Consider the following 25,491-nt stretch of genomic DNA (forward strand, 5'->3'; position numbering starts at 1 on the left):
TCTTCACGGACTTGCGTTGTTCAGAATCCGGCCATAGAACGTGAGTAGCGTTCGGGTTATGGATCGAAGAGCGTTCATGGTGACCGCCGGTGGTGCGGCGGCAGGGGTAGCGATGCTGCCGGGTGAGGCGGAGGCGCAAGGGAAGTGGGGCTCGCACGGGCCGGTGGTCCGCTTCAACGTCCTCAGCGACATTCAAGGCGACCTCACCGATTTCGGCAAGGCACTCGAGGACCTGCACGCGATCAACCCGGGCAGCGCCGGGCTCGGTATCGCGGGCGACCTCACCCCGCGCGGCTACGACTTCGAGTACGCCCAGCTTCGCGCGACCTTCGACAAGCACCCGCATCCGCGCGAGGTCGCGTGGGCGATCGGCAACCACGAGTTCTACGTCCCGAAGTGGCGGGATCCCGACACCCTCGCCCAGGAGACCTGGCCCAACGGGACGACCGAGGACTCCCTCTTCCGCAGCTTCTACCGGTTCGCGGGCCGCAACACCGTCTACTCGGAGTCGTCGTTCGGCGGTGTTCCGGTGCTCTGTCTCGGCACCGAGCGGTACGCGAAGTACCACGACCCCAAGCTGTGGGACGAGGTCTGGATGAGCGATCGCCAGTTCACCTGGCTCGAACAACGCCTCCGGTACTGGTCGAACCGGCGCAGCCCGGTCATGGTGCTGACGCATCATCCGTTGCCCAACACCGTTTCCGGCACGCACAACAAGCTCTACCGGTCCGACTACCTCCAGCCCGACAGGCTGCTCTCGATCCTCGGCCGCCACCGGGACGTGTTCCTGTTCTCCGGGCACACGCACTGGGATCTGAACCTGTCGGACTGGGTGGTCCGCCGGGTGGTCCCCGGCACCGGCAATCTCGAAGGGTTCACCGTCGTCAACACCGCCGCCGTGCAGACCGGCTGGACGGATGACGGCAAGGGCGGGGAAGTTTCCCTCGGGGGCGCGTTCAACCAGGGGCTGCAGGTGGAGGTCTCGCCGTTCTCGGTGGTCATCAAGGCCCGCGACTTCACCACCAAGACGTGGCTGAAGCAGATCACCGTTCCGCTGCACGACTCCTGGGGTTTCCCGCACTGACGGTGCCACCTTGGATTTAGGTTTCCTCGGAGGGGTAAGTCAAACTTCGTGGCGCGAACCGATTGTCCATAAAGGACGCTGTGACCGCTGTGCGCGTCCGATTTGGGTGCTTTGCCCTGGGGGTCGTGAGTGGCAATGATCGTTCTAACCCTCTTTGCCACTCACGACCCCCAGGGCAAGACTGCCCAAAGCGCCCAAATCGGGCGCGGAAGGCCGGTCTTCAGTCCCTTGTGGACGAACGTGGTCAGGTAACGGTCACTGCCCCGCCTGCGAGCGAATGCCACTTCCGCAACACCTCCGGCAGCACCGCACCCAGCAGACCTCGAAGTACGTGAAGGCCCCCTTCCCTCGGCTCAGCCGAGGGAAGGGGGCCTTCACGCGCACTGCAAACGGGCTCAGTTGGCCGGCTTGACCTCGGTGTTCGGGTCACCGTCGACCGCGGCCGCGAGCTGCGGGACGATCCGGTCGATCACGAACGGCAGGCTCAGCACGGTCACGAAGGAGACCGCGCTGCCGTAGGTGCCTTCGTTCTCGATGAAGACCTCGCGCTTCTCCTTCGCCACCTTCAGGCCGCTGTAGAGCGCGTCCTTGCCGAGGATCTCCTGCGCCTTGGCCGGGGTGTCGATGAGCCACACGAGCGCGTCGCGGTCGAGCAGGTCGGTCCGCTCGGCGCTGAGGCTCTTGCCGAACTTGTCACCGATGGCGGCGTCGAGGTCGGCCGGCAGCTTGAAGCCGAGCGATTCGAGGATGTGCGAACGCCCGTCCTGGCTGCCGTAGACGAAGTAACCCTCGTAGGTCGAAGCCATCAGCGCCGACTTGCCCGCGAACTCCGGGTGCTCCTTGCGGGCCTGGGCGAACTTGTCCTCGACACCCTTGACCAGTTCGTTCGCCTTGGTGGAGCGGCCGACGGCCTGGCCGACCTTCTTGGTCGCCTCGTTCCACGGGATGCCGTAGTCGTTGTACTCCTTCGGCTGCGCGACGACCGGGACGCCGATCTGGCTCAGCTTGTCGTACTGCTCCTTGGTGAGCCCGGAGTACAGCGCGATGATCAGATCCGGCTTGAGCGCGGCGATCTTCTCGTACTGCGGCCCGTCGACGTCCTTGAGGACCTCGGGCAGCGCTGCGCCGCCGAGCTTGTCGGTCGCCCACGGGCCGATGGTGCCGGGGAACTTGCCGAGCCACTCGGTGACACCGACCGGGACCACACCGAGCGCGAGCAGCGCGTCCTGCTCGGTCAGGCCGACCGTGACGACGCGCTTGGGCTCCTGCGTGATGGTGGTGCTGCCGTACTTGTGCTCGATCGTGGTCGGGAACGCGTTCGCGTCGACCGCCGAGCCGGCGGAGTTCTGCGCGGCCGGGGTGGCCGACTCGCCGCCTCCTCCGCACGCGGTGAGCGAGGCGGCCAGCACCAGGGTGGACGCCAGCAGGCCGGCGGTCTTCAGGCGCCCGCGCACGGCGGAGAGGGTGGGGATTCGGGCCATCGTCCGTCCTTCTTGATCGGCTGTCCGGCGGAATGCCGGATTAATCGAGGATCAGGTTTGGCTAACCTAAGACGCGGACCGGCCGATTGCAACCGGTGATACTGCGTCCCGGGTCACGTCCGTGAACGGTTGTCCGACCAGGCCGCCCAAAGCGTTGCGTATTGACCGCCGGAGGCCACGAGTTCGTCGTGCGTCCCGCTTTCGACGATCACGCCCGCGTCGAGCACGACGACGCGATCCGACGCCGCGGCCTGCGTCAGCCGGTGTGCGACGACCAGGCCGGTCCGGCCCTCCAGTGCCGCGGCCGCGGCGGCTTCGAGGGTCTTCGCGCCCGCGCTCCCGGCTTCGGCGGTCGCCTCGTCGAGGATCGCGATCGGCGGATCGGCGAGCACCAGCCTCGCGAGCGCCAGCTGCTGGGACTGGGTGACGGTCAGCCGATGCCCGCCCTCGCCGACCACGGTCGCGAGCCCTTCGCTCAGCGCCTCCGCCCAGCCACGCGCGCCGACTTTTTCCAGTGCCGCCAACAGTTCCGCGTCGGAAGCCCCGGGACGGGCGAGGCGGAGGTCGTCCGCCAGCGAACCGGCGAAGACGTGCACCTCCTGGCTGATCAGCGCGACCGCCTGCCGCGTGGCGGACGGCCCGAGCTCGTCGAGCGGCACTCCGCCGACGGAGATCGTCCCCGCGCCCGGGGTGTGGATCCCGGCGATCAGCTTGGCCAGCGTCGTCTTGCCCGCCCCGCTCGCGCCGACCAGCGCGACCCGTTCGCCGGGGGAGAGGCTGAGGTCGACGTCCCGCAGCACCGGGTGACCGTCCACATAGGAATGAGAGATCCCCGCCGCCTTCACCGAGGCGTCGACGGGTTTCGCGGGCCGTTCGGGTTCGCGCGGCGCGGGCAGATCGGCGACACCGATCAGCCGGGCGAGGCTCGCGGCCGCCGCCTGCGCGTCGTCCACCAGAGCCAGCGCGCTGTTGATCGGACCGAAGAGGCTGTGGAAGTACAACGCCGCCGCGGTCGCCGCGCCGACGGTCACGGCGTCGGCGCCCACCAGCAGGAACCCCGCCGCGAGCACCGCCGAGAGACCGACGAACTCGGCGAGGTTGAGCCGGGCGAAGAACCTCGTCATCAGCCGCACACCGCGCAGCATCAGGTCCATCGCGCCCTCGGACCGCTGCCGGACGCGCTCCACGTGGGCGTCGGCGAGCCGGAACGCGCGGACGGTCTTCGCGCCGCCGATCGTGTCGAGCAGTTGCTGCTGCTGCGAACCCGTCGCGATCCGCTGCTTCGCGTACAACGGCACGGCGTTGCGGACGTACCAGCGCACGGTGTGCAGCTGGATCGGCGTCGCGAGCAGCGCGGCCAGGAGGAAACGCCAGTCGAGGACGGCGAGCGCGCCGAGGGTCAGGACGATCGTCAGCACCGAGCGGCCCAGTTCGGGCAGGGCTTCGCGGACCGCCCTCGCGACCACCGTCACGTCGTTGGTGACGCGGGCGGTCAGGTCTCCGGAGCCCGCGCGTTCGACCTGTTCCAGCGGGAGACCCAGCGCCCGGTCGACGAACCGTTCGCGGAGTTCCGCGAGCAGTGTTTCGCCGAGCTTGGCGGTGAGTGAGACACCCAACGCCGTCGCGATCGCCTGCGCCACGGCGACCAGGACCAGTGCCACCACTGGCGTGGTCAGCTCGGTCGCGGGCCGCTTCTCGATGACCAGGTCGACGATGTGGCCGAGCAGCCGGGCGGTGAGCAGCCCGATCGCGGTCGCGCCGACGAGCATCGCCAGCGCGCCGGCGGCGCGGGCCTTCGAAGTACGGAGCAGTTCGCCGAGGACGGCGCGGATCCGCTTGCCGTCGGCGGTGGGGAGGAGTTCGCGGGTCATGACAGCACCGCCGCGCGGTAGTCGGCGCGGTCGCGGGCGAGTTCGGCATGGCCGCCCTCGCCGGTGATCCGCCCGCCGTCGAGGACGACGACGCGATCGGCCGCGGCGAGCAGGGCGGGGCTCGTGGTCACCAGGATCGTGGTCCGTCCTCTGCGTAGCCGGGCGAGCCCGGTGGCGATCTTCGCCTCGGTCACCGTGTCGACCGCCGTCGTCGGGTCGTGGACGACGAGCACCGGCGCGTCCGCGGCGAGCGCGCGGGCTAGCGCGACCCGCTGCCGCTGGCCGCCGGAGAGGGAGCGGCCGCGTTCGGTGACCGCGGTCGCGGTGCCGTCCGGCAGGGCCGCCGCGACCTCGTCCGCCGCCGACGCGGCCAGCGCCTCGTCGGCGGACCGGCCGTTCGCGTGGACGTTCTCCGCCAGCGTTCCTTCGAACAGATCCGCGTCGTGCGCGGCGACCAGGACGACCTCCCGAACTCGTTCCGGGTCCACAGTGGACAGATCGACGCCGTCGACGTGGACCTTGCCCTCCGCCGGATCTCCCGCGCGGCCGAGGCAGTCGAGCAGATCGGTCGCGGCGGCGGGATCCGCGGCGACGACGCCGATCAGCTGCCCGGCCGGGATGTCGAGGTCGACGCCGCGGAGGGCGCCGTAGGTGACCTCGGTGAACCGGACGTTCCCGGTGGCGGGCGACGGAAGTTCGCCGTCGCCCGAGTCCACCGCGACCGGCGTGGTCAGCAGATCGGCGACCCGGGCCGCCGACGCGCGGCCCTGCGCCAGTTCGCCGTTGACCCACGAGAAGATCAGGAACGGCGTGAGCAGGAACTGAGCCAGCCCGACCGCGGCGACGAGATCGCCCACGCTGATCGCTCCCGACGAAGCGAGATGCCCGCCGACGAGGGCGACGACCGCGATGAAGCCGCCCGTCAGCGCGAGCACCGCGCCGTCGTGCCAGGCCTTGGCCCGCGCGGCGCGCAAGGTCGCCTTGAGCGAACTCTGGCTCGTGTCGCGATAGCGGGCGACCGCGGCGGGTTCGGCGCCGATGCCCTTCAGCACCCGCAGGCCGGACACCAGGTCCGTGGCGACGCCCGAGGCGTGCGCGGACCGTTCCTGTTCGGCTTCGCTGCGGCGCTCCAGCGGCTTGCCGATGAGATGCGCGAGATACAGCAGCGGCGGCGTGCCCAGGAGCACGAGGAGCCCCAGCGGAAGGGAGATCCGCAGCAGCGCGATGGCGCTGACCAGCACCCCGGCGAGCGCGGCGATCCCGAACGGCAGCGCCGCGTTCACCACTCCGACGCGTTGCGCGTCGCTGGTGCCGATGTTGACCAGTTCACCCGCCAGCTTGCCCTTGTCCGCGCCGCCACCGGGATGCAGGACCCGGCGGCTGATCGCGATGCGGAGGTCGTGCGCCGCGCGCAGGGACGCGCCTTCGGCGGCGCGCGCGGCGAATCGGTAGCTGTAGGACAGTCCGGCGAAGATCACGCCGAGCACGGCGATCCAGAACACGAGCGTGCCCGCCGAACCGCCGTCGACAGCCTGGTCGATCACCACACCGATGATCACCGGGACGAGGGCTTCACCGCCCTGGTGCCCGGCGGCGAGCACGGACGCGAGCGTGACCCGCCGTCGCTGCCCGGAAATCGCCTGCCGCAGGACACTCCGGCTGGTGGTGGCCGTTGCGGTCACCGGCGCCTCCGTTCGTGGTGGGGAAGGTAAGGCTAGTCTAAGTAGGTAGCTCGTTGAGGTGAACTCCGGCGTTCGGTTAGCCTCGCCTCACTCGAAGGAGGTTCCGTGGTCGTCACCGAACGCCCGCCCGCTGCGGCGTCCCCGCCCAGCACGGCGGCACGGACGTTCCGCGCCGGTGGTCTGGTGGTCGGGCTCGCCCTGTTGGCGCTGGTGTTCCTGCTCAGCATCTGGGTGGGGTCGAAGAGCATCCCGTTCAGCTCCACCTGGTCGGTGCTGTGGCACAACGACGGCTCGACCGAGGCCGTGATCATCCACGACCTCCGCATCCCGCGGACCCTGCTTGGCGTCGTCGTCGGAGTCGCGCTCGGCCTGGCCGGCGCGGTGATGCAGGCGCTCACCCGGAACCCGCTCGCCGACCCCGGCCTGCTCGGGGTCAACACCGGCGCCTCGGCCGCGGTCGTCTCGGGGATCGCGTTCGTCGGGGTCACCAGCGTGCTCGGTTACATCTGGTTCGCCTTCGCCGGGGCGGCGATCGCCTCGGTCGTGGTGTACCTGCTCGGCTCCGCGGGACGCAGCGCCACGCCGGACCGGCTCGTGCTCGCCGGCTCGGCCGTCATGGCCGTACTCCAGGCCTACATCGTCGGGATCCTGCTGCTGATGCCCGAGACGTTCAACCAGTTCCGGTTCTGGAACGTCGGTTCGCTCAGCGGCCGCAAATGGGACGTGTTCTGGCAGATCTCGCCGTTCGTGGCGGTCGGCGCGATCATCGCGCTGCTGCTGGCCCGCCCGCTCAACGTCCTCGCGCTCGGCGACCAGACCGGCAAGGCCCTCGGCGCCCACGTCGGCCGCACCCGGGTGCTGGGGGCGATCGTGGTGACCCTGCTCTGCGGCGCGGGTACGGCGGCGATCGGACCGGTCGTGTTCCTCGGGCTCGCCGTGCCGCACGCAGCACGCCTGCTGGTCGGCCCGGATCAGCGCTGGGTCCTGCCGTATTCGATGCTGCTCGCGCCGATCGCGCTGATCGGCGCCGACGTCGTCGGCCGCGTGCTGAACCCGCCGGAGGAACTGCAGGCGGGCATCGTCGTCGCGTTCCTCGGCGCGCCGGTGTTCATCGCGCTCTGCCGCCGCAGGAAGCTGGCCAGGCTGTGACCGCGATCAAGGAGCACCCACGGATGAGCACCCGCGTCCTGCGCACCCCGGGCGGCGGACTTTCCCTTCGCGTCACCCCGCGGGCCGCGATCGTCGTCGCGCTGCTGGCCATCGCCGTGTTCTTCCTCGGCGCCGTCAGCATGACCACCGGCGACTACCCGCTGTCCGTCGGCGAGGTCATCCAGACGCTGTTCGGCTTCGGCGACCGGAGCACCGAGTTCATCGTGACCACCCTGCGCCTGCCCCGGTTGCTGACCGCGCTGCTGGTCGGCGGCGCGCTCGCGGTCAGCGGCGCGATCCTGCAGAGCCTGTCCGGGAATCCCTTGGGCAGCCCCGACTTCATCGGCTTCACCGAGGGCGCGGCCGCCGGGGCGCTGCTGACGATCATCGTGGTGCACGGCGGCATGCTGCAGGTTTCGCTGGGTGCGCTGGTCGGCGGCGTCGCGACCGCGGGCCTGATCGCGTTGCTCGCGCTGAAGGGCGGCGTGCACACCTTCCGCCTGATCCTCGTCGGCATCGGCGTGAACGCGATGCTGCTCGCGTTCAACTCCTACCTGATCACGAGGGCCTCCTGGCAGGACGGCCTGGCGGCGCAGGCATGGCTGGTCGGCGGGCTCAACGGGCGCGGCTGGGAACACGTCGTCCCGGTCGCCATCGCCATCGCCGTCCTGCTGCCGCCCGCCCTCGTCTACGGCAGAAGGCTTTCCCTGCTGGAAATGGGGGACGACTCGGCCAAGGGGCTCGGCGTGCCGGTGCAGCGGAGCCGGGTCGTGCTCCTCGGGGTCAGCGTCGGGCTGTGTTCGATCGCGACCGCGGCCGCCGGCCCGATCGCGTTCCTGGCGCTCGCCGCGCCCCAGCTGGCGAAGCGGCTCACGCGGTCTTCGGGCCCGGGGCTCGCCGCGGCCGCGCTGATGGGCATGCTCCTGCTGGTGACCAGCGATTTGATCACCCAGCAGTTCCTGGCCGGCCTGCCCGTCGGTCTCGTGACCGGGGCGATCGGCGGGTTGTACCTGGCGTGGCTGCTGGTGTCCCGGCGCGGGGTCAGCCGAGCGGCGCGCTGACCGGCTCGATCGGCGCGGGCTCGCCGAAGCGGGCCAGCGCCAGCGCCGCCGAAACCGCGAGCACGAACCCGACCACCGCCACGGCCGCGAACCCTGGCCGCGTGGTGTCGCCCAGCACGAGCACCCCGATCAGGGACGGGAACACGGTCTCGCCGATCACCATCATCGCGGTCGAGGTCGTGACACTGCCGCGCTGCAACGCGGTGGCGTAGAACAACATCGCCAGCGCACCCGCCACGCAGAGCGTGTAGGTCGCCGGGTCGGTCAGCAGATCGAGCGGGGCCAGGCTGGTGAGCGCGCGCCCGGAGAGGGCGACCACGCCGAAGCACAGGCCGGCGATCAGGCCCAGCGCCGGCGTCCGGATCCGGCGCGACGCCCGCCCGGCGAACATCCCCGCCGTGCCGAGCACCACGACCGCGCCGATCAGCACGAGCCGGAAACCCAGCCCGGTCGAGGCGGAGCCTTCGCTCTCCGCCGACATCCCGAGCAACGCGAGCCCGGCGCAGACGACCGCGACCGCCGTCCACTCGCGACGGCCGAGCCGGACCCCGAGTGTCCGCGCGGCCACCGCCGTCACGGCGAGGCTTCCCGCCAGCGCCGCCTGGACCACGAACAGCGGCAGCACCCGGAGCGCGGCGACCTGCGCGACGAACCCGACGACGTCGAGCGCGAGACCCGCGACGAACTTCCACTGCCGCAGCACCCGCACGAGCAGGCGGGGATCGACGCGGTCTTCCGCGCCCGACGTCGCTTTCGCGGCGATCGCCTGCATCACCGAAGCGACGCCGTACGCACAGGCCGCGAAGAACGCGCAAGCCAAACCCCACCACATGAATCACGAGCCTAGCCCTGCGGTGTCCACACGTAACTCACGTGATCAGGCACGTAACTCGCGTGCTTGGGCGCGTAACTCACGAGTTACGCCTCCAATCACGCAAGTTACGCCTTCGATCACGCGAGTTCGCCGTATGTGTAGGGTGAGCGACATGTCGAACACGAGTTCGAGCGCGGCCGAGCCGGTGGACCGTGCCTGGCCGGCGGGGATCGCCGAGGACGAAGCCTGGATCCAATGGGACTTCCTGCGTTTCCTGCGCGCGACGGCGGTGAACAAGGTCGCCGGGCTGACCAGGGAGCAGGCGGCCGCGACACCGCTGCCGTCGTCCCCGCGGATGAGCGCGCTGGGGCTGCTCAAACATCTGACCGCGGTGGAGCGCTGGTGGCTCTCGATCGAAGCCGGTGGCGCGGATCTGCCTTCGCTGTGGGAAGGCTCACCGGATCCGAGCTGGGACCTGACCGAGAACGACGACCCGCGTTCGGTCGTCGCGGCGTACCGCGCCGAGTGGGCCCTGGCGGAGTCGTCGCTGGCCGGGATCTCGCCGGACGATCGCGCGCGCAAGTCGGGGAAGTTCACCGTCCGCTGGGTGCTCGCGCACGTCGTCCAGGAAACGGCGCGGCACGTCGGGCATCTGGACATCCTGCGGGAGCTGGCCGACGGAACCACGGGGGAGTAGCGCCGTAAGGTGTCCGCATGGCTGACAGGCTGTACTTCCGGCAATTGCTCGCGGGCCGTGACTTCGCGGTGGGGGACCCCGTCGCGACGCAGATGGTCAACTTCGCCTATCTGATCGGCGACCGGGAGACGAACGAGGCCGTCATCGTCGACCCGGCGTACGCCGTCGGCGATCTGCTGGACCTGCTGGAGGCCGACGGCATGCGGCTGACCGGCGTCCTCGCCACGCATCACCATCCCGACCACGTCGGCGGCGAGATGATGGGCTTCTCGCTGCCGGGGATCGCGGAGCTGCTGGAACGCGTCCAGGTGCCGATCCATGTCAACGGCGCGGAGGCCGAGTGGGTCCGCCGGATCACCGGTGTCTCCGGAACCGATCTGCGATCGCACGACCACGACGACGTCATCGAGGTCGGCGCGGTGCCGATCCGGCTGCTGCACACGCCGGGGCACACGCCTGGCAGCCAGTGCTTCCTGGTCGACGGGAAGCTCGTCTCCGGCGACACGCTGTTCCTCGAAGGCTGCGGGCGGACCGATTTCCCCGGCGGTGACGCTGAAGCGATCTACCGGAGCCTGCAGTGGCTGGCAGGGCTGGACGGCGATCCGGTCGTCTATCCGGGGCACCAGTACTCGGCGGAGCCGTCGGCGAACCTGTCGCGGGTGAAGGACACGAACTTCGTGTTCCGGCCGAAGTCGCTTGACGAATGGCGGCTGATGTTCGGCGGCTGACCGCATTCAGAGGACTAAATGCGGGAAGGCACTCAGCGTCGTACGCGCGGCCGAGCACCGGTCGGAGCGTCGCGAAAGCCACTTTGAGGACATCAGACGTCCCGAAAGTGGCTTTCGCGACGCGCCTGGTGCCACGCCCTTGCCCGCATTCAGAGGACGAAATGCGGGGGAAGGCGTCCAGATCGCGGGACGCGAGGCTCGCTGATTGACCAGCCCGGTACGGGGAGCCGAAGCTCGGAACCGTGACGCTGAAGCTGCATTGGTTCCTGCCCACCACCGGTGACGGCCGGACGATCGTGGAGCACTTCCACGCCAGCCGCGCCGCCGGGGCGTCCGCCGCCCGCGAGCCGAGCCTCGACTATCTCGCGCAGGTCGCCCGCGCCGCCGAGGCCAACGGTTTCGAGGGCGTACTGACGCCGACCGGCACCTGGTGCGAGGACGCCTGGCTGACGACGGCCGCCCTGATCCGCGAGACGAGAACCCTCAAGTTCCTGGTCGCGTTCCGGCCCGGCACGGTCTCGCCGACGCTGGCCGCGCAGATGGCAGGCACGTTCCAGCGGATCTCGCAGGGGCGCGTGCTGCTCAACGTCGTCACCGGCGGCGACACGGTGGAGCAGCGCCGTTTCGGCGACTGGCACGACCACGACCAGCGTTACGCCCGCACCGGCGAGTTCCTCGAGATCGTGCGAGGCGTGTGGAGCGGCAAGCCGTTCGACTTCGACGGCGAGCACCTCAAAGTCGAGGGCGCGACCACGCGCGCGGCGCCCGACCCGGTTCCGCCGATCTATTTCGGCGGTTCGTCCGCGGCGGCGCTGCCGGTCGCGGCGAGGCACGCCGACGTCTACCTCACGTGGGGCGAGCCGCCCGCGCAGGTCGCCGAGAAGATCGCCAAGGTCCGCGAGCTCGCCGAGGAACAGGGACGGAAGCTCCGGTTCGGCATCCGGCTGCACACCCTCTCGCGTGACACGTCGGCGGAAGCCTGGGCGGAGGCGGGAAAACTGCTGGACGCGATCGACCCGGAGCGGATCGCCCACACCCAGAAACAGTTGTCCGCCAGCGAATCCGTGGGCCAGCAACGGATGGCCGCGCTGCACGGCGGGAAGACCGACGGTGGCGTCCGCGGGCTGGAGGTGTACCCGAATCTCTGGGCCGGGATCGGCCTCGTGCGCGGTGGCGCGGGCACCGCCCTCGTCGGCAGTCACGGCGAAGTCGCCGACCTCATCGAGGAGTACCACGCGCACGGCATCGAGGAGTTCGTCCTCTCCGGCTATCCGCATCTGGAGGAGGCGTACTGGTTCGGTGAGGGCGTGCGCCCGGAACTGGTCCGGCGCGGGCTCGTCGCCTAAAAGCCTTACAGAGTCCGGGAAAGAGCCAAAGCGGCGGTCCGCACCGCGGGCGCGACCCGGTTGGTGTGCATGCGATTCGCCCAGCCGGAGATCGACAACGCCGCCACCGCCACGCCTTGCGCGTCGAGCAGCGGGCTCGCCGCGCAGACGACACCGACGCCGGATTCCTCCCGTTCGAACGCGATCCCCTCGCCGTGGATCTTGGCCAGTTGACGGCGCAGCAGACCCGCGGCGGTGATCGTCCGCACGCTCACACGGGGCAAACCGGCGTCGATCACTTGGGACACCACGGATTCCGGCGAGAACGCGAGGATCGCCTTGCCGACGCCGGTGGCGTGCGCGGGGAACCGGCCGCCGATCCGGGACGGCAACGACGGCGCGTCGGGTCCCCGCAGGATGTCGAGGTAGACGACCTCGGTGCCTTCCAGGACCGCCAGGTGCACGGTGTTCCTGGTCGCTTCGCGGAGATCGGCGAGATACGGCCGCGCCGCCTCGACGAGTCCGCGGCGCCGTACCGCCAGCTGGCCTATTTCGAACAGTTTCAGCCCGAGCCGCAACGCCGCGCCTTCGCGTTCGAGCAAGCCGGTCGCGACCAGATGACCGGTGAGCCGGTGGACGGTCGACTTCGCCAGACCGGTCCGCCGCGCCAGTTCCGAAACGCCGAGCGCGTCGTCGCCGGGGCGGAACGCCGAGAGCAGCGCGGAGATCCGGGCGGCGACGAGGCCGTCCGCTCCGGTTCGTTCCGGGTCGTCGTTCCGCCCAGCGGCACGCATGGGTTGAGTGTGCCCTATCCGAGCGGGGAGCGTCACCTGGCATGGCGCAACGGAAAGCGGTGGCCGCGATCGTCGGTCCCGGGAACATCGGCACCGACCTGCTCGCGAAGCTGAGGCGCAGCGAGCACGTCGAGGTGCGGTACATGGTCGGCGTGGACCCGGAATCGGACGGGCTGGCCAAGGCCGCGGAACTGGGACTGGAGACCTCCGCCGGCGGCGTCGACTGGCTGCTGTCGCGCGACGAGCTGCCGGACCTGGTCTTCGAAGCGACCTCGGCGAAGGCGCATCTGGCGAACGCGCCGCGGTACGCGACCGCCGGGATCCGCGCGATCGACCTGACCCCGGCCGCGGTCGGCCCGTTCACCTGCCCCGCCGTGGGCCTGCCCGAACGGCTCGACGTGCCGAACGTCAACCTCATCACCTGCGGCGGCCAGGCCACGATCCCGATCGTGCACGCGGTGTCGCGGGTGACGCCGGTGCCCTACGCGGAGATCGTCGCGTCCGTCTCGTCGCGCTCGGCGGGTCCGGGCACCCGGGCGAACATCGACGAGTTCACCGCGACGACGGCGCGCGGGATCGAACTCGTCGGGGGAGCGAGCCGCGGCAAGGCGATCATCATCATCAATCCGGTCGAACCGCCGATGATCATGCGAGACACGGTGTTCTGCGCGATCGACCCGGACGCGGACTTCGACGCGGTGAGCGAATCCATCCACCGGATGGTCGAGACGGTCCAGGGTTACGTGCCGGGTTACACGCTCAAGGCGGACCCCCAGTACGACCCACCGCGGCCAGGCTGGAGCGGGCAGGCACGGGTCGCGGTGTTCCTGGAGGTCGCCGGGAACGGGGACTTCCTGCCGAAATACGCCGGGAACCTCGACATCATGACGGCCGCGGCCGCCCGCGTCGGCGACCTGCTGGCCACTCAGGAGGTGGCGGCATGAGCTGGGACGACGTGAGCCGGCAGGTCCGGATCGTCGACACGAGCCTGCGCGACGGCAGCCACGCGATGGCGCATCAGTTCACCGAGAAGAACGTGCGCGACACCGTCCGGGCGCTGGACGACGCCGGGGTCTCACTGATCGAGGTCAGCCACGGCGACGGTCTCGGCGGCTCGACGTTCAACTACGGCTTTTCCCTTGTGGACGAACGGAAGCTGATCGAGGCGGCGGTCGACGAGGCGCGGCACGCGAAGATCGCGGTACTGCTGCTGCCGGGCCTCGGCACGGTCGGCGACCTGCGCGTGGCGGCCGGCCTCGGCGCGGGCGCGGTCCGGATCGCGACCCATTGCACCGAGGCCGACGTCTCCGTCCAGCATTTCGGCGCGGCGAGGGAACTCGGGCTGGAGACGGTCGGTTTCCTGATGCTGTCCCATATGTCCACGCCAGAGGCACTGGCGAAGCAGGGCCGGATCATGGTCGACGCCGGCTGCCAATGCGTGTACGTCGTCGATTCCGCCGGTGCGCTGATCCTGGAGGACGCTAGTGAACGCGTCGCCGCGCTGGTGGCGGAATTCGGCGACGAGGCGCAGGTCGGTTACCACGGACACCAGAACCTGAGCTTCGGCGTCGCGAACTCGGTACTCGCCTACCGGGCGGGCGCGCGGCAGATCGACGGTTCGCTCGTGGCGCTCGGCGCAGGCGCGGGCAACTCGCCGACCGAGGTCCTCGCGGCGACGTTCGAGCGGCTCGGGATCCGCACGGGCGTCGACAAGGACGTGCTGATGGACGCAGCCGAGAACGTCGTGAAGCCCTACATCACGCGGCTGCCGGTGATGGACCGGTCGTCGATCGTGCAGGGGTTCGCCGGGGTGTACTCGAGTTTCCTCCTGCACGCCGAGCGCGCCGCCGAGCGATACGACGTCCCGGCGCACGAAATCCTGTATCGCGTCGGCGCCGCGAAATACGTGGGCGGGCAGGAGGACATGATCATCGACATCGCCCTGCAGCTGGTCGCCGAACGCGGTCAGGGCTGAGTGCCGGAAGGTGAACCCGTGACCGCGACCGACGTCGGCAGGGCGCCGATCGATGGCACAAGGTCACGCCGGGCGGGCTCACGCGTTGGGCCGCTTTCGTGGAGGCGAGTCACCTCCGACGGCAGGTTCGCGGTCGGCGCCGAGTACGAGGCGGACGCAATGCTCGATCAGGCGCTCGCGGCTCACCTTGAGCGAGCCGTCGAGGTAGGCGATGAACACGTTGCTCAGCGCGCCGACCAGCCCGATCGAGGTCATCTGCCGTTCGGCCGCGTCACCGTGGGACAGCTGCCCGCTGACCAGCTCGGCGAAGGAGGGGAGGAGCGCGATCCCGCGCGTGGTCAGCGCGGGATCGGTGATCGGCGCGAGCAGGAGCACGCGGCCTTTTCGCGGATCGTCGAGCATCAATTCGACGAAGGCGCGGACCGCGGCCTTCGCCCGTTCGGCGGGCTCGGCCGTGTCGCTGACCGCGTCGACCAGAGCCTGCCGCGCCTGCTCGCCGATGTGCTCGTAGACCGCGACGACGAGTTCCTCGCGGTCGGCGAAGCTCTCGTAGAAATACCGCTCCGTGAGCTTGGCATGACGGCACACCGCGCGGACGCTCACCCCCGCGCTGCCCTGTGTTCCGAGCAGGTCGAGGCCCGCGTCGACGAGCTGCCCCCGCCGCGCGGCCTTGCGGTCGTCCAGGGTCGTGCCTGCCCAGCTGCGGCCGGCCATGATCGGCTCCTCTTGTTGACTACGGCCGTTGTCAACTTTAACCTGACAACAGTTGTGGTCAATTTAACCAGCTCATTGAGGAGACCGGGGATGACACAGCCGCGGCCGCTGGGACCGGATTCGCTGACCTGGAAGTACTTCGGCGACTGGCGCGGATTGCTCATCGCGCTGTGGGCCGGATCCATGCAGAACATGCACCCCGAGCTGGGCGCGGGCGTCGAAGAGCACTCGCGATTCTTCGAGGAGCGCTGGCAGCGGCTGTTCCGCTCGCTGTACCCGATCGGGGGAGTGATCTACGACGGCCCGCGCGCCCGGCAGACCGCGTTGGAGGTGCGCGGCTACCACGATCGGATCAAGGGCATCGACAAGCACGGGCGGCGCTATCACGCGCTCAACCCGGACACGTTCTACTGGGCGCATTCGACGTTCTTCGTCAGCGCGATCCTCATCGCCGACAACTTCTGCGGCGGCATCGGCGAGGCCGAGAAGCGGAAGCTGTTCGACGAGCACGTCCAGTGGTACGAGATGTACGGCATGAGCATGCGCCCGGTGCCGGAATCATGGGAGGACTTCCAGCTCTACTGGAAGCGGATGTGCGAAGACGTCCTGGAGGACAACAAGGCGACCCGCGACGTCCTCGAGATCCACGACATCGCCAAACCGCATTTCCTGCCCTGGCTGCCGGATTTCGCGTGGAATCTGGTCCGCGGGCAGGTGGCGCGGAACTTCGTCTGGCTGACGGTCGGCCTGTACGACCCGCCGATCCGCGAGCGGCTCGGCTACACCTGGACCGAACGCGACGAGCGACGCCATCGCCGGGTGGGCAAGCTGATCAACGCGGCGTTCAAGCTGGTGCCGCGAGACCGCCGCTACCACCCGCGGGCCAGGGCGGGCTGGCGCCGTGAGCGTGGCGAACTGGCCCCGGACGCGCCGTTGGTCGAGACTCCCGCGAGAAACCTTCCGCCGCTTTCGGAGCGGGGCAAACCCGAGCACTACTCACCGAACGTCTGACTAGGAGCCTCGATGAAGCTGGGTTACCACCTCGGTTACTGGTCGTCCGGCCCGCCGGAGGGCGCGCTGGACGCGGTCCTGCGGGCCGAAGAACTCGGCTTCGACTCCGTGTGGACCGCCGAGGGCTACGGCTCGGACGCGTTCACCCCGCTCGCCTGGTGGGGCGCGTCGACCAGCCGGATCAAGCTCGGCACCAACATCGTCCAGATGTCGGCGCGCACCCCGACCGCGACGGCCATGCACGCGCTGACGCTGGATCACCTGTCCGGTGGGCGGTTCGTGCTCGGGCTCGGCGCGTCCGGGCCGCAGGTGGTCGAAGGCTGGTACGGGCAGCCGTATCCGAAGCCGCTCGCCCGCACGCGCGAGTACGTCGACATCGTGCGGAAGGTCGTCGCTCGCGAGGCGCCGGTGACCCACGACGGGCAGCATTTCCAGCTGCCGCTGCAGGGTGGAACGGGGCTCGGCAAACCGCTCAAGTCCACAGTGCACCCGTTCCGCGAGGAGATCCCGATCTTCCTGGCCGCGGAAGGGCCGAAGAACGTGGCGCTGTCGGCGGAGATCTGCGACGGCTGGCTCCCGTTGTTCTTCTCGCCCAAGAGCGACGCCTTCTACCGGACGGCGCTGCAGGAGGGTTTCTCGCGTCCCGGCGCGCGGCACGGTTTCGACGATTTCGAGGTAGCCGCGTCCGTGCCGGTGCTCGTCCACGACGACGTCGAGGAGGCGGCGAGCTGGATCAAACCGTCGCTCGCGCTGTACATCGGCGGCATGGGCGCGAAATCGGTCAACTTCCACCACGACGTCTTCGCCCGGATGGGGTACGAGGACGTCGCCGACAAGGTGCAGGAGCTGTACCTGGCCGGCCGCAAGGAGGAGGCGACCGCCGCGATCCCGACGTCACTGGTCGAGGACACGTCGCTGATCGGCCCGGCGGAGAAGATCCGTGACGAACTCGCGGCGTGGGAGGAGACCGTGGTGACCACGCTGCTTTTGCGGGGAGATGCCGCGACGCTCACGAAGGTCGCGGAAACCCTCGCGTAGCCGCCTCGGTCTCGTGAGTGGTAAGGACGGTTAGAACCGTCCTTACCGCTCACGAGGAATCCGGTCGGAAGTGATGTCGCGAAAGCCAGTTTCGCGACGTCTGGTGTCCCGAAAGTGGCTTTCGCGTCACTTGGTGGGTGGCCGGCGGAGCGGCGGTCGTGGCCGGGTCCCTATCGCCGCCGGGCGAGTTCTGCTGAAGGGCGCTTTCCCCGCATCACATGCGGTGAAAGCGCCCTTCGCCGCATCAGACGCGGCGAAAGGCCCCGTCGGCCCCCACGCCTTTCGTGGGTTGCGGCAGTGAGGCCCATCACGTAGCGTCCCGGCCACGAACATGAAGTCGGTTCATGTTCGTGGCCGGGAGGTGCGACTCATGACGGTGAGCCGGAGGCGGGTTCTCGCGGGTGCGGCGGCGCTACCCGTCGCGGCGGGCGTGCTCGGCGCCCAGCGGGCGCAAGCGGCGCCATCACGGGGTTTCCGCGTCGGCGCCGGGATCTCCGACGTCACCGGCCCGGCCGCCGAGAACGGCATGATGGGCTACTCGATGCCGCAGCAGCAGACCGCCGGCATCCACCTCCGCACCCGGGCGCGCGCCTTCGTGGTCGACGACGGCAGCAAGCGGATCGCCTTCGTCACCGCGGATCTCGGCGCGCTGTTCCAGTCCGTCCACCAGGGCGTGCTGCGCAAGCTCCAGGCCGCGTACGGCGACCTGTACACCGAGCAGAACGTGCTCCTCAACGCCACGCACACCCACTCCGCGTGCGGCGGGGATTCCCATTACGCCGCCTACGATCTGGCGATCCTGGGCTTCCAGCAGCAGGTGTACGACGCGCACGTGGACGGGATCTTCGAGGCGATCGCCCGGGCGCACGCGAACCTCGCGCCGGGGTCGATCCGGCTCGGCCGCGCCGAACTGACCAAGGCCAGCGTCAACCGCTCACGCAAGGCCTTCGACCTCAACCCGCAGGCGGACAAGGACCACTTCCCGCAGGCGATCGACCCGGCCGTCACGGTCCTGCGGTTCAGCCAGAACGGCGTCGACGTCGGCGCGATCAGCTGGTTCGCCACGCACGGGACGTCGATGAGCAACGGCAACCACCTGATCAGCGGCGACAACAAGGGCTACGCCGCCTACGAATGGGAACACGACCACGCCGGCGTGCGGTACCTCGACGGGAATCCGCGGTTCGTCGCCGCGTTCCCACAGACCAACACCGGCGACATGAGCCCGAACCTGAACCTCGAACCCGGCACCCCCGAGACCGAGTTCGAGAACACCCGCACCATCGGCGATCTCCAGTTCCGTGCGGCGAAGAGCGCTTTCGACGCGGCCGCCGAGGCCGTGACGGGCGGCGTCGACCACCGGATGTGCTACGTGGACATGTCCGACGTGGCCGTCGACGCCAAGTACACCCCGAACGGGCGACCGCAGCGCACCTGCACGGCCGCGATCGGGGTGTCGATGCTGGCGGGCAGTCGCGAGGACGGCCCCGGCCTGCCGCTCCCCGAAGGCGTGAAGAACCCGTTCATCGACTGGCTCGGCGGCATCGACGCGCCCATCCCGCAGGCGCTCGCCGACGCGCATGCGCCGAAGGTGATCGCGGTGCCGTTCGGTGCGATGAAGCCGTATCCGTGGACGCCGGAGGTCCTGCCGCTGCAGCTCGTCCGGATCGGGCAGCTGCACCTCGTGGCCGTGCCCGCCGAGCTGACCATCGTCGCCGGACTGCGCCTGCGCCGGACCGTCGCCGCGGAACTCGGTGTCCCGCTGGAGAACGTGCTCATCCAGGGGTACGCCAACGCGTACAGCCAGTACGTCACCACGCCCGAGGAGTACGACTCGCAGCAGTACGAAGGCGCGTCGACGCTGTACGGCCGGTACACGCTTCCGGCCTACCAGCAGGAATTCGCCAAACTCGCGGCCGCGATGAAGGCGGGGACGGCGGTGCCGCACGGGCCGACGCCGCGGGATCTGCGCGGCAAGCTGATCAACTTCCAGCCCGGGGTCGTCTTCGACAGTCCGCCCGCGTTCAAGAACTTCGGTGACGTCCTGGTCGACGCGAAGAGCACCTACGCGCGCGGCGAACAGGTCGCGGTCGAGTTCGTCACCGGGCATCCGAAGAACGACCTGCGGCGCGGCGGCACGTTCCTGGAGATCCAGCGGCTGGTCGACGGCAGGTGGGTCCGCCACGCCGACGACGGCGACTGGGACACGAAGTACCACTGGGCGCGGACGTTCGTCGCCGAATCGAAAGCCGTCGTCCACTGGAAGATCCCCGCGAACGCCCCGATCGGCAAATATCGCGTGATCCACTTCGGCGACTGGAAGAACGGCTGGAACGGGGCGATCTCCGCGTTCAGCGGGACTTCGCGGACGTTCGTCGTCTCCTGACCCGGAAGGATCTTTCGTGCGGAAGCTCGCCGTACTCGCCATCGCCGCCGCGATGTTCGCCGGAACCGCCGTGCCCGCCCAAGCGGCGGTCTCGGTGAAGGTCATGGCGTTCAACATCTGGCAGCTGCCCTGGATCGCCAGTCCGAACACTTCGGACAAACAGGCAAGGGCTCGCGCGGCGGAGGACGTCATCCGCGCGAACGACGCCGACGTCGTCGTCCTGGACGAGGCGTTCAGCGCCCAGGCGGAGGAACTTCGGAACCGGCTGAAGGACGTCTGGCCGCACCAGACCCCGCTCGTCGGGCAGCACTGCGGTACCTCGCCCGGCTGGACCACGGTGAACGGGAACTGCTCGAATTCCCCCGTCGTGGTCAACGGCGGCGTCACCGTGCTCAGCAAGGCGCCGGTGACCGAGCAGCACCAGCTGGTCTTCCGCAATTCCTACTCCGGCACCGCGGACTACCTGTCCAACAAGGGGGCCGCGCTCGCCCGCCTGGTCGTCAACGGGAAGCCGTTGTGGGTCGCGGGTACCCACATGCAGGCGGACGAGGGGCCGGAGACGCTGCCGAAGGCGCACGAGATCCGGATGGCGCAGCTCGGCGAGATCCGGGACCTGGTCACGAAATACGCTCCCGCGAGCGAACCGGTGGTCATCGCGGGCGACCTGAACATCGAGTACTGGGCCGGGCAAACGCGCAAGGACTCCCTCGGCCGGACCCAGGTCCAGCAGGGCGAAGCCTTCCTCGGCGGCGTCCTGCGCACGACAGGCGAAGGCGCGTACACCTTCGACGCGGCCACGAACCCGAACGCGGCGAAGTCCGTTCCGGCGACCTACCGTGACTCGCTGGACTACGTCGGCGCCGTGCGCGCGGGCGGCCGCCCACTCGCCGCTGTCGGCCCGGTACAGCTCGTGCATTACGACGGTGGCACGATTCCCTCCGACCACTACCCGGTGGTGGCCAAGATCCAATACTGAGGCCTTCATCGGGAGAACCGCCTCGAGGAGGATCATGGCATCGCTGCCAGCACGGACGAGGTACCGCTACTCGCTCGGCTCGTTCGTCACCGGCGCCTTCGGCACGGTTCCCGGCCTGCTCCTCCTCAAATACCTCACCGACACGATGGGCGTCGCCGCGGGCGTGGCCGGCCTGATCGTGTTCGTGCCCAAGGCGTGGGACGTGCTCTTCAACCCGATCGCGGGAAGGCTGTCGGACGCGGACATGGTCCGCACCGGCAGCCGCCGCCGGTTCCTGCTCTACGGCGGAATCGGCGTTTCCGTCCTTTTCGCGGCCCTGTTCGCGCATCCCGGGTTCGGCGGCCCGGTACCCGACGCGATCTACGTCGTCGTCGTGTTCCTGTTGTGCGCCACCGCGTACGCCTTCTTCCAGGTGCCGTTCAACGCGCTGCCCGCCGAGCTGACGGACTCGGCCGAAGAGCGCACGAAGCTGACCAGCGTCCGGATCGGTTTCCTCGCGGTCGCCATCCTGGTCTCCGGCGGTGGCGCGCCCGCGATCACCGACCTCATCGGCGGTGTCGCCGGCTACCGGGTCATGGGCCTGTTCATCGCGCTGGTCATCCTGCTCGCGACGCTCGGCGTGTACTTGGGGCTGAAGGACGCTCCCGTCGGCGCGCTGCGGCCGAACACGGTCAGCCCGCGCGAACTGCTCCGGACACTCGCGCAGTGGCGGCCGTTCCGCTGGCTGCTCGGCGTCTACTTCATCCAGGCGCTCGGCATCGGCACGGTGCTGGCCGCGATCCCGTTCTTCGCCGAGCGGATCCTCGGCAGCTCCGGCTATTCGACGGTCCTGTTCGTCGGTTTCGTCGGCCCGGCGCTGCTGACCATGCCGCTGTGGCCGCGACTCGGGGCGAGCGTCGGGAAGCTGGCCGGGTTCCGGATCGCCACCGCCGCGTTCGGCGTCGGCCTGCTGGGGCTTCTCGGCGCCGAGGTGTTCCCGTTCGCCGTCACGATGGTGTTCGTGGCCTTCTGCGGTGTCGGCTACGCGGGTATCTCGGTCTTCCCGCTGGCGATCCTGCCGGATCTGATCAGCGACGAGGAGGAGCGGACCGGCGAGACCAGGGCCGGGGTCGCGGCCGGCGTCTGGACGGCGTCGGAGACGCTGGGGCTCGCGCTCGGACCGGGGCTGTGGGGACTGGTGCTGCAGTTCGGCGGTTACCAGTCCAGTCTCGACGCCAAGGTCGCGCAGCCGGACAGCGCGCTCACGGCGATCCTGCTCGGCGCGTCGATCCTCCCGGCCGTGCTGATCGTGCTGGGCATCCCGCTGCTGCGGAAATCGGTGCTGGAGCGCCGCGCGTGACCGCCGAGGACGTCCTGAGGGAACTACGGGAGCTGCGCGTGGGGGACTTGCCGACGCACGGAGGGCGGACCCTCGCGTACGTCTACGACAGCGGTCTGTCCGAAGTGGACGAACTCGGCGCGGCGGCGCACGCGCTGGCGTCGTCGGCCAACGGCCTCGACCCGACGGCGTTCCCCAGCCTGCTGCGGATGGAGAACGACCTCGTCGGGACCGCCGCGCGCCTCCTGGGCGGTACGGCGGAGACGGCCGGTTCGGTGACCTCGGGCGGCACGGAGTCGTGCATGCTCGCCGTCCTGGCCGCTCGCGACGCGCGTCCCGACGTGGCAACGCCGAATATCGTGCTGCCCACGACCGCGCACGCGGCGTTCCACAAAGCGGCGCATTTCTTCGGCGTCCGCGTGGTTTCGGTGCCCGTCGATCCGGTGACCTTCCGCGCCGTCCCCGAGGCGATGGCCGCGGCGGTCGACGGCAGCACGGTGCTCGTCGTCGCGAGCGCGCCGTCGTACGCCCACGGCGTCCTCGACCCGATCCCCGAGATCGCCGCGCTACTGGACGGCGTCCGGTTCCACGTCGACGCCTGCATCGGCGGCTGGGTGCTGCCGTACCTGGGGCTCGGCCCGTTCGGCTTGGACGTCCCCGGCGTCACCAGTGTCTCGGTCGACCTGCACAAGTACGCCTACTGCCCGAAAGGCGTGTCTGTTCTCTTGCACGCCAACGCCGAACTTCGCCGTCCGCAGTACTTCGCCAGCGCGGACTGGCCCGGCTACACGATGCTGAACACCACGCTGCAGAGCACGCGGTCCGGTGGCCCGCTCGCCGCGGCGTGGGCCGTTGTGCGTCATGTCGGCGACGAGGGGTACGCGAGGCTGGCTTCGGCGACGCGCGACGCTGCCGTGGAGATCCGCGCCGGAATCGAGGCGCTGGACGGCTTGCGCGTCCTCGGTGATCCGGTGTCGACCCTGCTCGCGTTCACCGTGGCGGACGGCGCCGGATTCGACCTGTTCACCGTCGCGGACGAGATGCGCGAGCGTGGCTGGTACGTGCAGCCACAGTTCGCCCACGAGACGTCGCCCGCGAACCTGCACCTGACGGTGACGGCGGCGAACCGGGGGAGCGAGAAAGAGTTCCTGGCCGACCTCGCCGCGTCGGTCGTCGCCGCTCGTGAAGCGGGGCCGGTCGTCGTCGACCCGCAGGTCGCCGAGTTCGTCGCGGCGCTGGACCCGGCGACGTTGACGCCGGAGCAGTTCGCCGGGCTGCTGGCGGCGGCGGGCCTCGGCGGTGACACGGGATTGCCCACCCGGATGGCGGAGATCAACGCGTTGCTGGCCACGGCGCCCGGTCCGTTGCGGGAGCGGCTGCTGCTGGAGTTCCTCGGCGCGCTGTACACGGCTTCCTGATCCACCCTTGACGCAATCAGTCGGTTGCTATACAAAGTTATAGCAACCGATTGATTGCTACTTGAGGAGGCCGTCGTGGGATTCCCCGACCGGATCGAACGCACCGTCGAAATCGCCCACCCGCCCGCGAAGGTCTGGGCCGCGCTGACCACGGCCGAGGGCCTGGGCACGTGGTTCGGCAACCAGGCGAGCATCGACCTGCGGCCCGGCGGTGCGGCCGAGATGAAATGGGACGAGGGGCACCAGGCGAAGATGCGCGTCGAGCGCGTCGAAGAGCCGGAGGTCTTCGGCTTCACCTGGAACATCTACGGCCTCCCCGACGAAGACCCCCGCCGCACTTACGTCGAGTTCACCCTGGTCCCGAACGATGGCGGCACGCGGCTCACCGTCGTCGAGTCCGGTTTCTCCCAGCTGCCGGACGACGCGCACCAGGTCGCCTTCGAGGGGAACACGAAGGGGTGGGCGGCCGAGCTGGGCGAACTGATCGAATACCTCGATGCCGCCTGACAACGAAACGATCGCCGAACAGGTCTTCGTCGCCTTGGCCGACCCGAGCAGGCGGAGCATTCTCGCCGTCCTCGCCTCGGGCGGCCCGGCCACGGCGACCGACCTGGCCGACCGGCTGCCGATCACGCGGCAGGCCATCGCCAAGCACCTCGCCCTGCTCACCGACGCGGGCCTGGTGATCCCGGAGCAGGGGGAGCGGCGCCGCGTCCGCTACCGGCTGCACTCGGCCCCGATGCAGGTCGCCCAGCAATTCCTCGCCGCGCTCGCCCGTGACTGGGACGGGCCGCTGGCGGCTCTGAAAGACCATCTGGAGGGTTCATCATGAGCTTCACGACGAGTTTCACCGTGGATCAGACACCGCGGCAGGTCTTCGACGCCTTCACCGACGTCCGCCGGTGGTGGTCGGAAGAGATCGAGTTCACCGGGGACGAATTCGAGTACCACTACGAAGAGGTGCACCGCTGCCGGATCCGGATCACCGAGTCTGTGCCCGGCCGCAAGGTCTCCTGGCTGGTGCTGGAAAACCACTTCGACTTCACCCGCGACGAGACCGAATGGGTCGGCACCACGATCACGTTCGAAATCACCGAGAAGGACGGCAAGACCGAAGCGCGCTTCACCCATCACGGGCTGGTCCCGGAGTACGAATGCTTCGACGTCTGCCACAAGGCGTGGAGCTTCTACGTCGGCACCAGCCTGCGCGATTTGATCACCACCGGGGAGGGGCGGCCGAACCGGCAAAGCGTCCTGCCCGCGGAGCTGGCGCGATGAACACGGTGACCGCGGCCGAATGGGAAGAAGCACGCCTTCGGTTGCTGGTGAAGGAAAAGGAGCTGACCCGAGCCCGAGACGCGCTCGCCGCCGAGCGGCGCCGGATGCCGTGGCTCCCCGTCGAGAAGGCGTACGAGTTCGAGGGGCCGTCCGGCCCGGTGAACCTGCTCGACCTGTTCGAGGGACGCCGTCAGCTGATCGTCTACCGGGCCTTCTTCGATCCCGGCGTGGAAGGGTTCCCCGACCACGCCTGCAAAGGATGCTCGCTGGTGGCCGACCAGGTCGCGCACGTCGCGCATCTGAACGCCCGCGACACCACCCTGGCCTTCGTATCCCGGGGCGGACAGGCGGATCTCGCGCGGATGAAGGCGCGGATGGGCTGGACGATGCCGTGGTACACGATCGCCGGCGACTTCGACGTCGACTTCGGCGTGGACGAGTGGCACGGCACCAACGCCTTCATCCGCGAGGGTGACCAGGTGTTCCGGACCTACTTCGTCAACAATCGCGGCGACGAGGCGATGGGGAGCACGTGGAGCTACCTCGACATCACCGCGCTGGGACGGCAGGAGGAGTGGGAGGACTCGCCGGAGGGCTATCCGCAGACGCCGCCGTACGAGTGGTGGAACTGGCACGACGCCTACGAGGGCGCCGCTTCGTCCGGAGGCGGGTGCTGCTCGGTGGGTTAGGG

General features: G+C 69.6%; 24 protein-coding genes. 18 read left to right on the forward strand and 6 right to left on the reverse strand.

From position 1 onward, the window contains the following. Nucleotides 1-58 precede the first annotated feature (58 nt). Complete coding sequence (locus tag ACZ1DY_RS20845) at nucleotides 59-1,084, forward strand: metallophosphoesterase family protein (RefSeq protein WP_465485444.1); 1,026 nt, start codon at nucleotides 59-61, stop codon at nucleotides 1,082-1,084. A gap of 395 nt (nucleotides 1,085-1,479) precedes the next feature. On the opposite strand, the gene ACZ1DY_RS20850 is transcribed toward ACZ1DY_RS20845, so the two are convergent. The 3 genes from ACZ1DY_RS20850 to ACZ1DY_RS20860 form a co-directional block, all read right to left on the reverse strand. Further along, on the reverse strand, nucleotides 1,480-2,565 hold the full coding sequence (locus ACZ1DY_RS20850; protein ID WP_465485445.1) for an iron-siderophore ABC transporter substrate-binding protein: 1,086 nt from the start codon (nucleotides 2,563-2,565) through the stop codon (nucleotides 1,480-1,482). 113 nt (nucleotides 2,566-2,678) lie between these two features. After that, nucleotides 2,679-4,436, reverse strand: a complete 1,758-nt coding sequence (locus ACZ1DY_RS20855; protein ID WP_465485446.1) for an ABC transporter ATP-binding protein — start codon at nucleotides 4,434-4,436, stop codon at nucleotides 2,679-2,681. Then, entirely contained in the window at nucleotides 4,433-6,118 is a 1,686-nt protein-coding gene (locus ACZ1DY_RS20860) for an ABC transporter ATP-binding protein (protein ID WP_465485447.1), read from the reverse strand. The genes ACZ1DY_RS20855 and ACZ1DY_RS20860 overlap by 4 nt, the downstream gene beginning before the upstream one ends. A 105-nt stretch (nucleotides 6,119-6,223) precedes the next feature. On the opposite strand from ACZ1DY_RS20860, the gene ACZ1DY_RS20865 reads away from it, so the two are divergent. Together ACZ1DY_RS20865 and ACZ1DY_RS20870 are read left to right on the forward strand one after the other, a co-directional pair. Then, a complete protein-coding gene (locus ACZ1DY_RS20865; RefSeq protein ID WP_465485448.1) occupies nucleotides 6,224-7,267 on the forward strand; it encodes a FecCD family ABC transporter permease in 1,044 nt (347 codons plus the stop codon). A 23-nt stretch (nucleotides 7,268-7,290) separates the two neighbouring features. Beyond that, a complete protein-coding gene (locus tag ACZ1DY_RS20870; RefSeq protein WP_257487102.1) occupies nucleotides 7,291-8,328 on the forward strand; it encodes a FecCD family ABC transporter permease in 1,038 nt (345 codons plus the stop codon). Here ACZ1DY_RS20870 and ACZ1DY_RS20875 read toward each other — a convergent pair. Further along, complete coding sequence (locus ACZ1DY_RS20875; RefSeq protein ID WP_465485449.1) at nucleotides 8,309-9,160, reverse strand: DMT family transporter; 852 nt, start codon at nucleotides 9,158-9,160, stop codon at nucleotides 8,309-8,311. The genes ACZ1DY_RS20870 and ACZ1DY_RS20875 overlap by 20 nt on opposite strands. A 154-nt stretch (nucleotides 9,161-9,314) precedes the next feature. On the opposite strand from ACZ1DY_RS20875, the gene ACZ1DY_RS20880 reads away from it, so the two are divergent. The 3 genes from ACZ1DY_RS20880 (at nucleotide 9,315) to ACZ1DY_RS20890 (ending at nucleotide 11,913) form a co-directional block, all read left to right on the forward strand. Further along, a complete protein-coding gene (locus ACZ1DY_RS20880; protein ID WP_465485450.1) occupies nucleotides 9,315-9,839 on the forward strand; it encodes a DinB family protein in 525 nt (174 codons plus the stop codon). Between the two features lie 17 nt (nucleotides 9,840-9,856). Further along, nucleotides 9,857-10,567 carry an MBL fold metallo-hydrolase gene (locus ACZ1DY_RS20885; protein WP_192744506.1) on the forward strand — a complete coding sequence of 237 codons (711 nt, stop codon included), beginning with the start codon at nucleotides 9,857-9,859 and terminating at the stop codon, nucleotides 10,565-10,567. 242 nt (nucleotides 10,568-10,809) lie between these two features. Further along, nucleotides 10,810-11,913, forward strand: coding sequence for an LLM class flavin-dependent oxidoreductase (locus ACZ1DY_RS20890; protein ID WP_257487098.1), 1,104 nt, complete (start codon nucleotides 10,810-10,812; stop codon nucleotides 11,911-11,913). Nucleotides 11,914-11,918: 5 nt separating this feature from the next. Here ACZ1DY_RS20890 and ACZ1DY_RS20895 read toward each other — a convergent pair whose 3' ends face one another. Then, entirely contained in the window at nucleotides 11,919-12,686 is a 768-nt protein-coding gene (locus ACZ1DY_RS20895; protein WP_126732100.1) for an IclR family transcriptional regulator, read from the reverse strand. A 41-nt stretch (nucleotides 12,687-12,727) separates the two neighbouring features. On the opposite strand from ACZ1DY_RS20895, the gene ACZ1DY_RS20900 reads away from it, so the two are divergent. Both ACZ1DY_RS20900 and dmpG read left to right on the forward strand, forming a co-directional pair. After that, complete coding sequence (locus ACZ1DY_RS20900; protein WP_063273523.1) at nucleotides 12,728-13,630, forward strand: acetaldehyde dehydrogenase (acetylating); 903 nt, start codon at nucleotides 12,728-12,730, stop codon at nucleotides 13,628-13,630. Beyond that, on the forward strand, nucleotides 13,627-14,661 hold the full coding sequence (gene dmpG, locus ACZ1DY_RS20905; RefSeq protein WP_126732099.1) for a 4-hydroxy-2-oxovalerate aldolase: 1,035 nt from the start codon (nucleotides 13,627-13,629) through the stop codon (nucleotides 14,659-14,661). The genes ACZ1DY_RS20900 and dmpG overlap by 4 nt, the downstream gene beginning before the upstream one ends. A 78-nt stretch (nucleotides 14,662-14,739) precedes the next feature. On the opposite strand, the gene ACZ1DY_RS20910 is transcribed toward dmpG, so the two are convergent. Next, nucleotides 14,740-15,375, reverse strand: coding sequence for a TetR/AcrR family transcriptional regulator (locus ACZ1DY_RS20910; RefSeq protein WP_257487095.1), 636 nt, complete (start codon nucleotides 15,373-15,375; stop codon nucleotides 14,740-14,742). Nucleotides 15,376-15,465: 90 nt separating this feature from the next. Here ACZ1DY_RS20910 and ACZ1DY_RS20915 point away from each other — a divergent pair, with 90 nt between their 5' ends. The 10 genes from ACZ1DY_RS20915 (at nucleotide 15,466) to ACZ1DY_RS20960 (ending at nucleotide 25,489) form a co-directional block, all read left to right on the forward strand. Then, entirely contained in the window at nucleotides 15,466-16,386 is a 921-nt protein-coding gene (locus tag ACZ1DY_RS20915) for an oxygenase MpaB family protein (protein ID WP_465485451.1), read from the forward strand. A gap of 12 nt (nucleotides 16,387-16,398) precedes the next feature. Further along, nucleotides 16,399-17,424, forward strand: coding sequence for an LLM class F420-dependent oxidoreductase (locus tag ACZ1DY_RS20920; RefSeq protein WP_257487093.1), 1,026 nt, complete (start codon nucleotides 16,399-16,401; stop codon nucleotides 17,422-17,424). 370 nt (nucleotides 17,425-17,794) lie between these two features. Further along, nucleotides 17,795-19,810 carry a neutral/alkaline ceramidase gene (locus tag ACZ1DY_RS20925; RefSeq protein WP_465485452.1) on the forward strand — a complete coding sequence of 672 codons (2,016 nt, stop codon included), beginning with the start codon at nucleotides 17,795-17,797 and terminating at the stop codon, nucleotides 19,808-19,810. A gap of 16 nt (nucleotides 19,811-19,826) precedes the next feature. Further along, on the forward strand, nucleotides 19,827-20,786 hold the full coding sequence (locus ACZ1DY_RS20930; RefSeq protein WP_465485453.1) for a sphingomyelin phosphodiesterase: 960 nt from the start codon (nucleotides 19,827-19,829) through the stop codon (nucleotides 20,784-20,786). A 34-nt stretch (nucleotides 20,787-20,820) separates the two neighbouring features. Continuing rightward, nucleotides 20,821-22,125 carry an MFS transporter gene (locus ACZ1DY_RS20935; protein ID WP_465485454.1) on the forward strand — a complete coding sequence of 435 codons (1,305 nt, stop codon included), beginning with the start codon at nucleotides 20,821-20,823 and terminating at the stop codon, nucleotides 22,123-22,125. Continuing rightward, nucleotides 22,122-23,522, forward strand: coding sequence for a pyridoxal phosphate-dependent decarboxylase family protein (locus tag ACZ1DY_RS20940; protein WP_465485455.1), 1,401 nt, complete (start codon nucleotides 22,122-22,124; stop codon nucleotides 23,520-23,522). Before ACZ1DY_RS20935 ends, ACZ1DY_RS20940 begins: the two co-directional genes overlap by 4 nt. Nucleotides 23,523-23,597: 75 nt before the next feature. Then, nucleotides 23,598-24,029, forward strand: coding sequence for an SRPBCC domain-containing protein (locus tag ACZ1DY_RS20945; protein WP_465485456.1), 432 nt, complete (start codon nucleotides 23,598-23,600; stop codon nucleotides 24,027-24,029). Next, complete coding sequence (locus ACZ1DY_RS20950; protein ID WP_034306386.1) at nucleotides 24,019-24,354, forward strand: ArsR/SmtB family transcription factor; 336 nt, start codon at nucleotides 24,019-24,021, stop codon at nucleotides 24,352-24,354. Before ACZ1DY_RS20945 ends, ACZ1DY_RS20950 begins: the two co-directional genes overlap by 11 nt. Beyond that, nucleotides 24,351-24,800, forward strand: a complete 450-nt coding sequence (locus tag ACZ1DY_RS20955; RefSeq protein ID WP_465485457.1) for an SRPBCC family protein — start codon at nucleotides 24,351-24,353, stop codon at nucleotides 24,798-24,800. The genes ACZ1DY_RS20950 and ACZ1DY_RS20955 overlap by 4 nt, the downstream gene beginning before the upstream one ends. After that, complete coding sequence (locus ACZ1DY_RS20960; protein ID WP_465485458.1) at nucleotides 24,797-25,489, forward strand: DUF899 domain-containing protein; 693 nt, start codon at nucleotides 24,797-24,799, stop codon at nucleotides 25,487-25,489. The genes ACZ1DY_RS20955 and ACZ1DY_RS20960 overlap by 4 nt, the downstream gene beginning before the upstream one ends. The last annotated feature ends 2 nt before the right edge of the window (nucleotides 25,490-25,491 follow it).

The sequence above is a fragment of the Amycolatopsis sp. PSD-21 genome, from assembly GCF_055561455.1.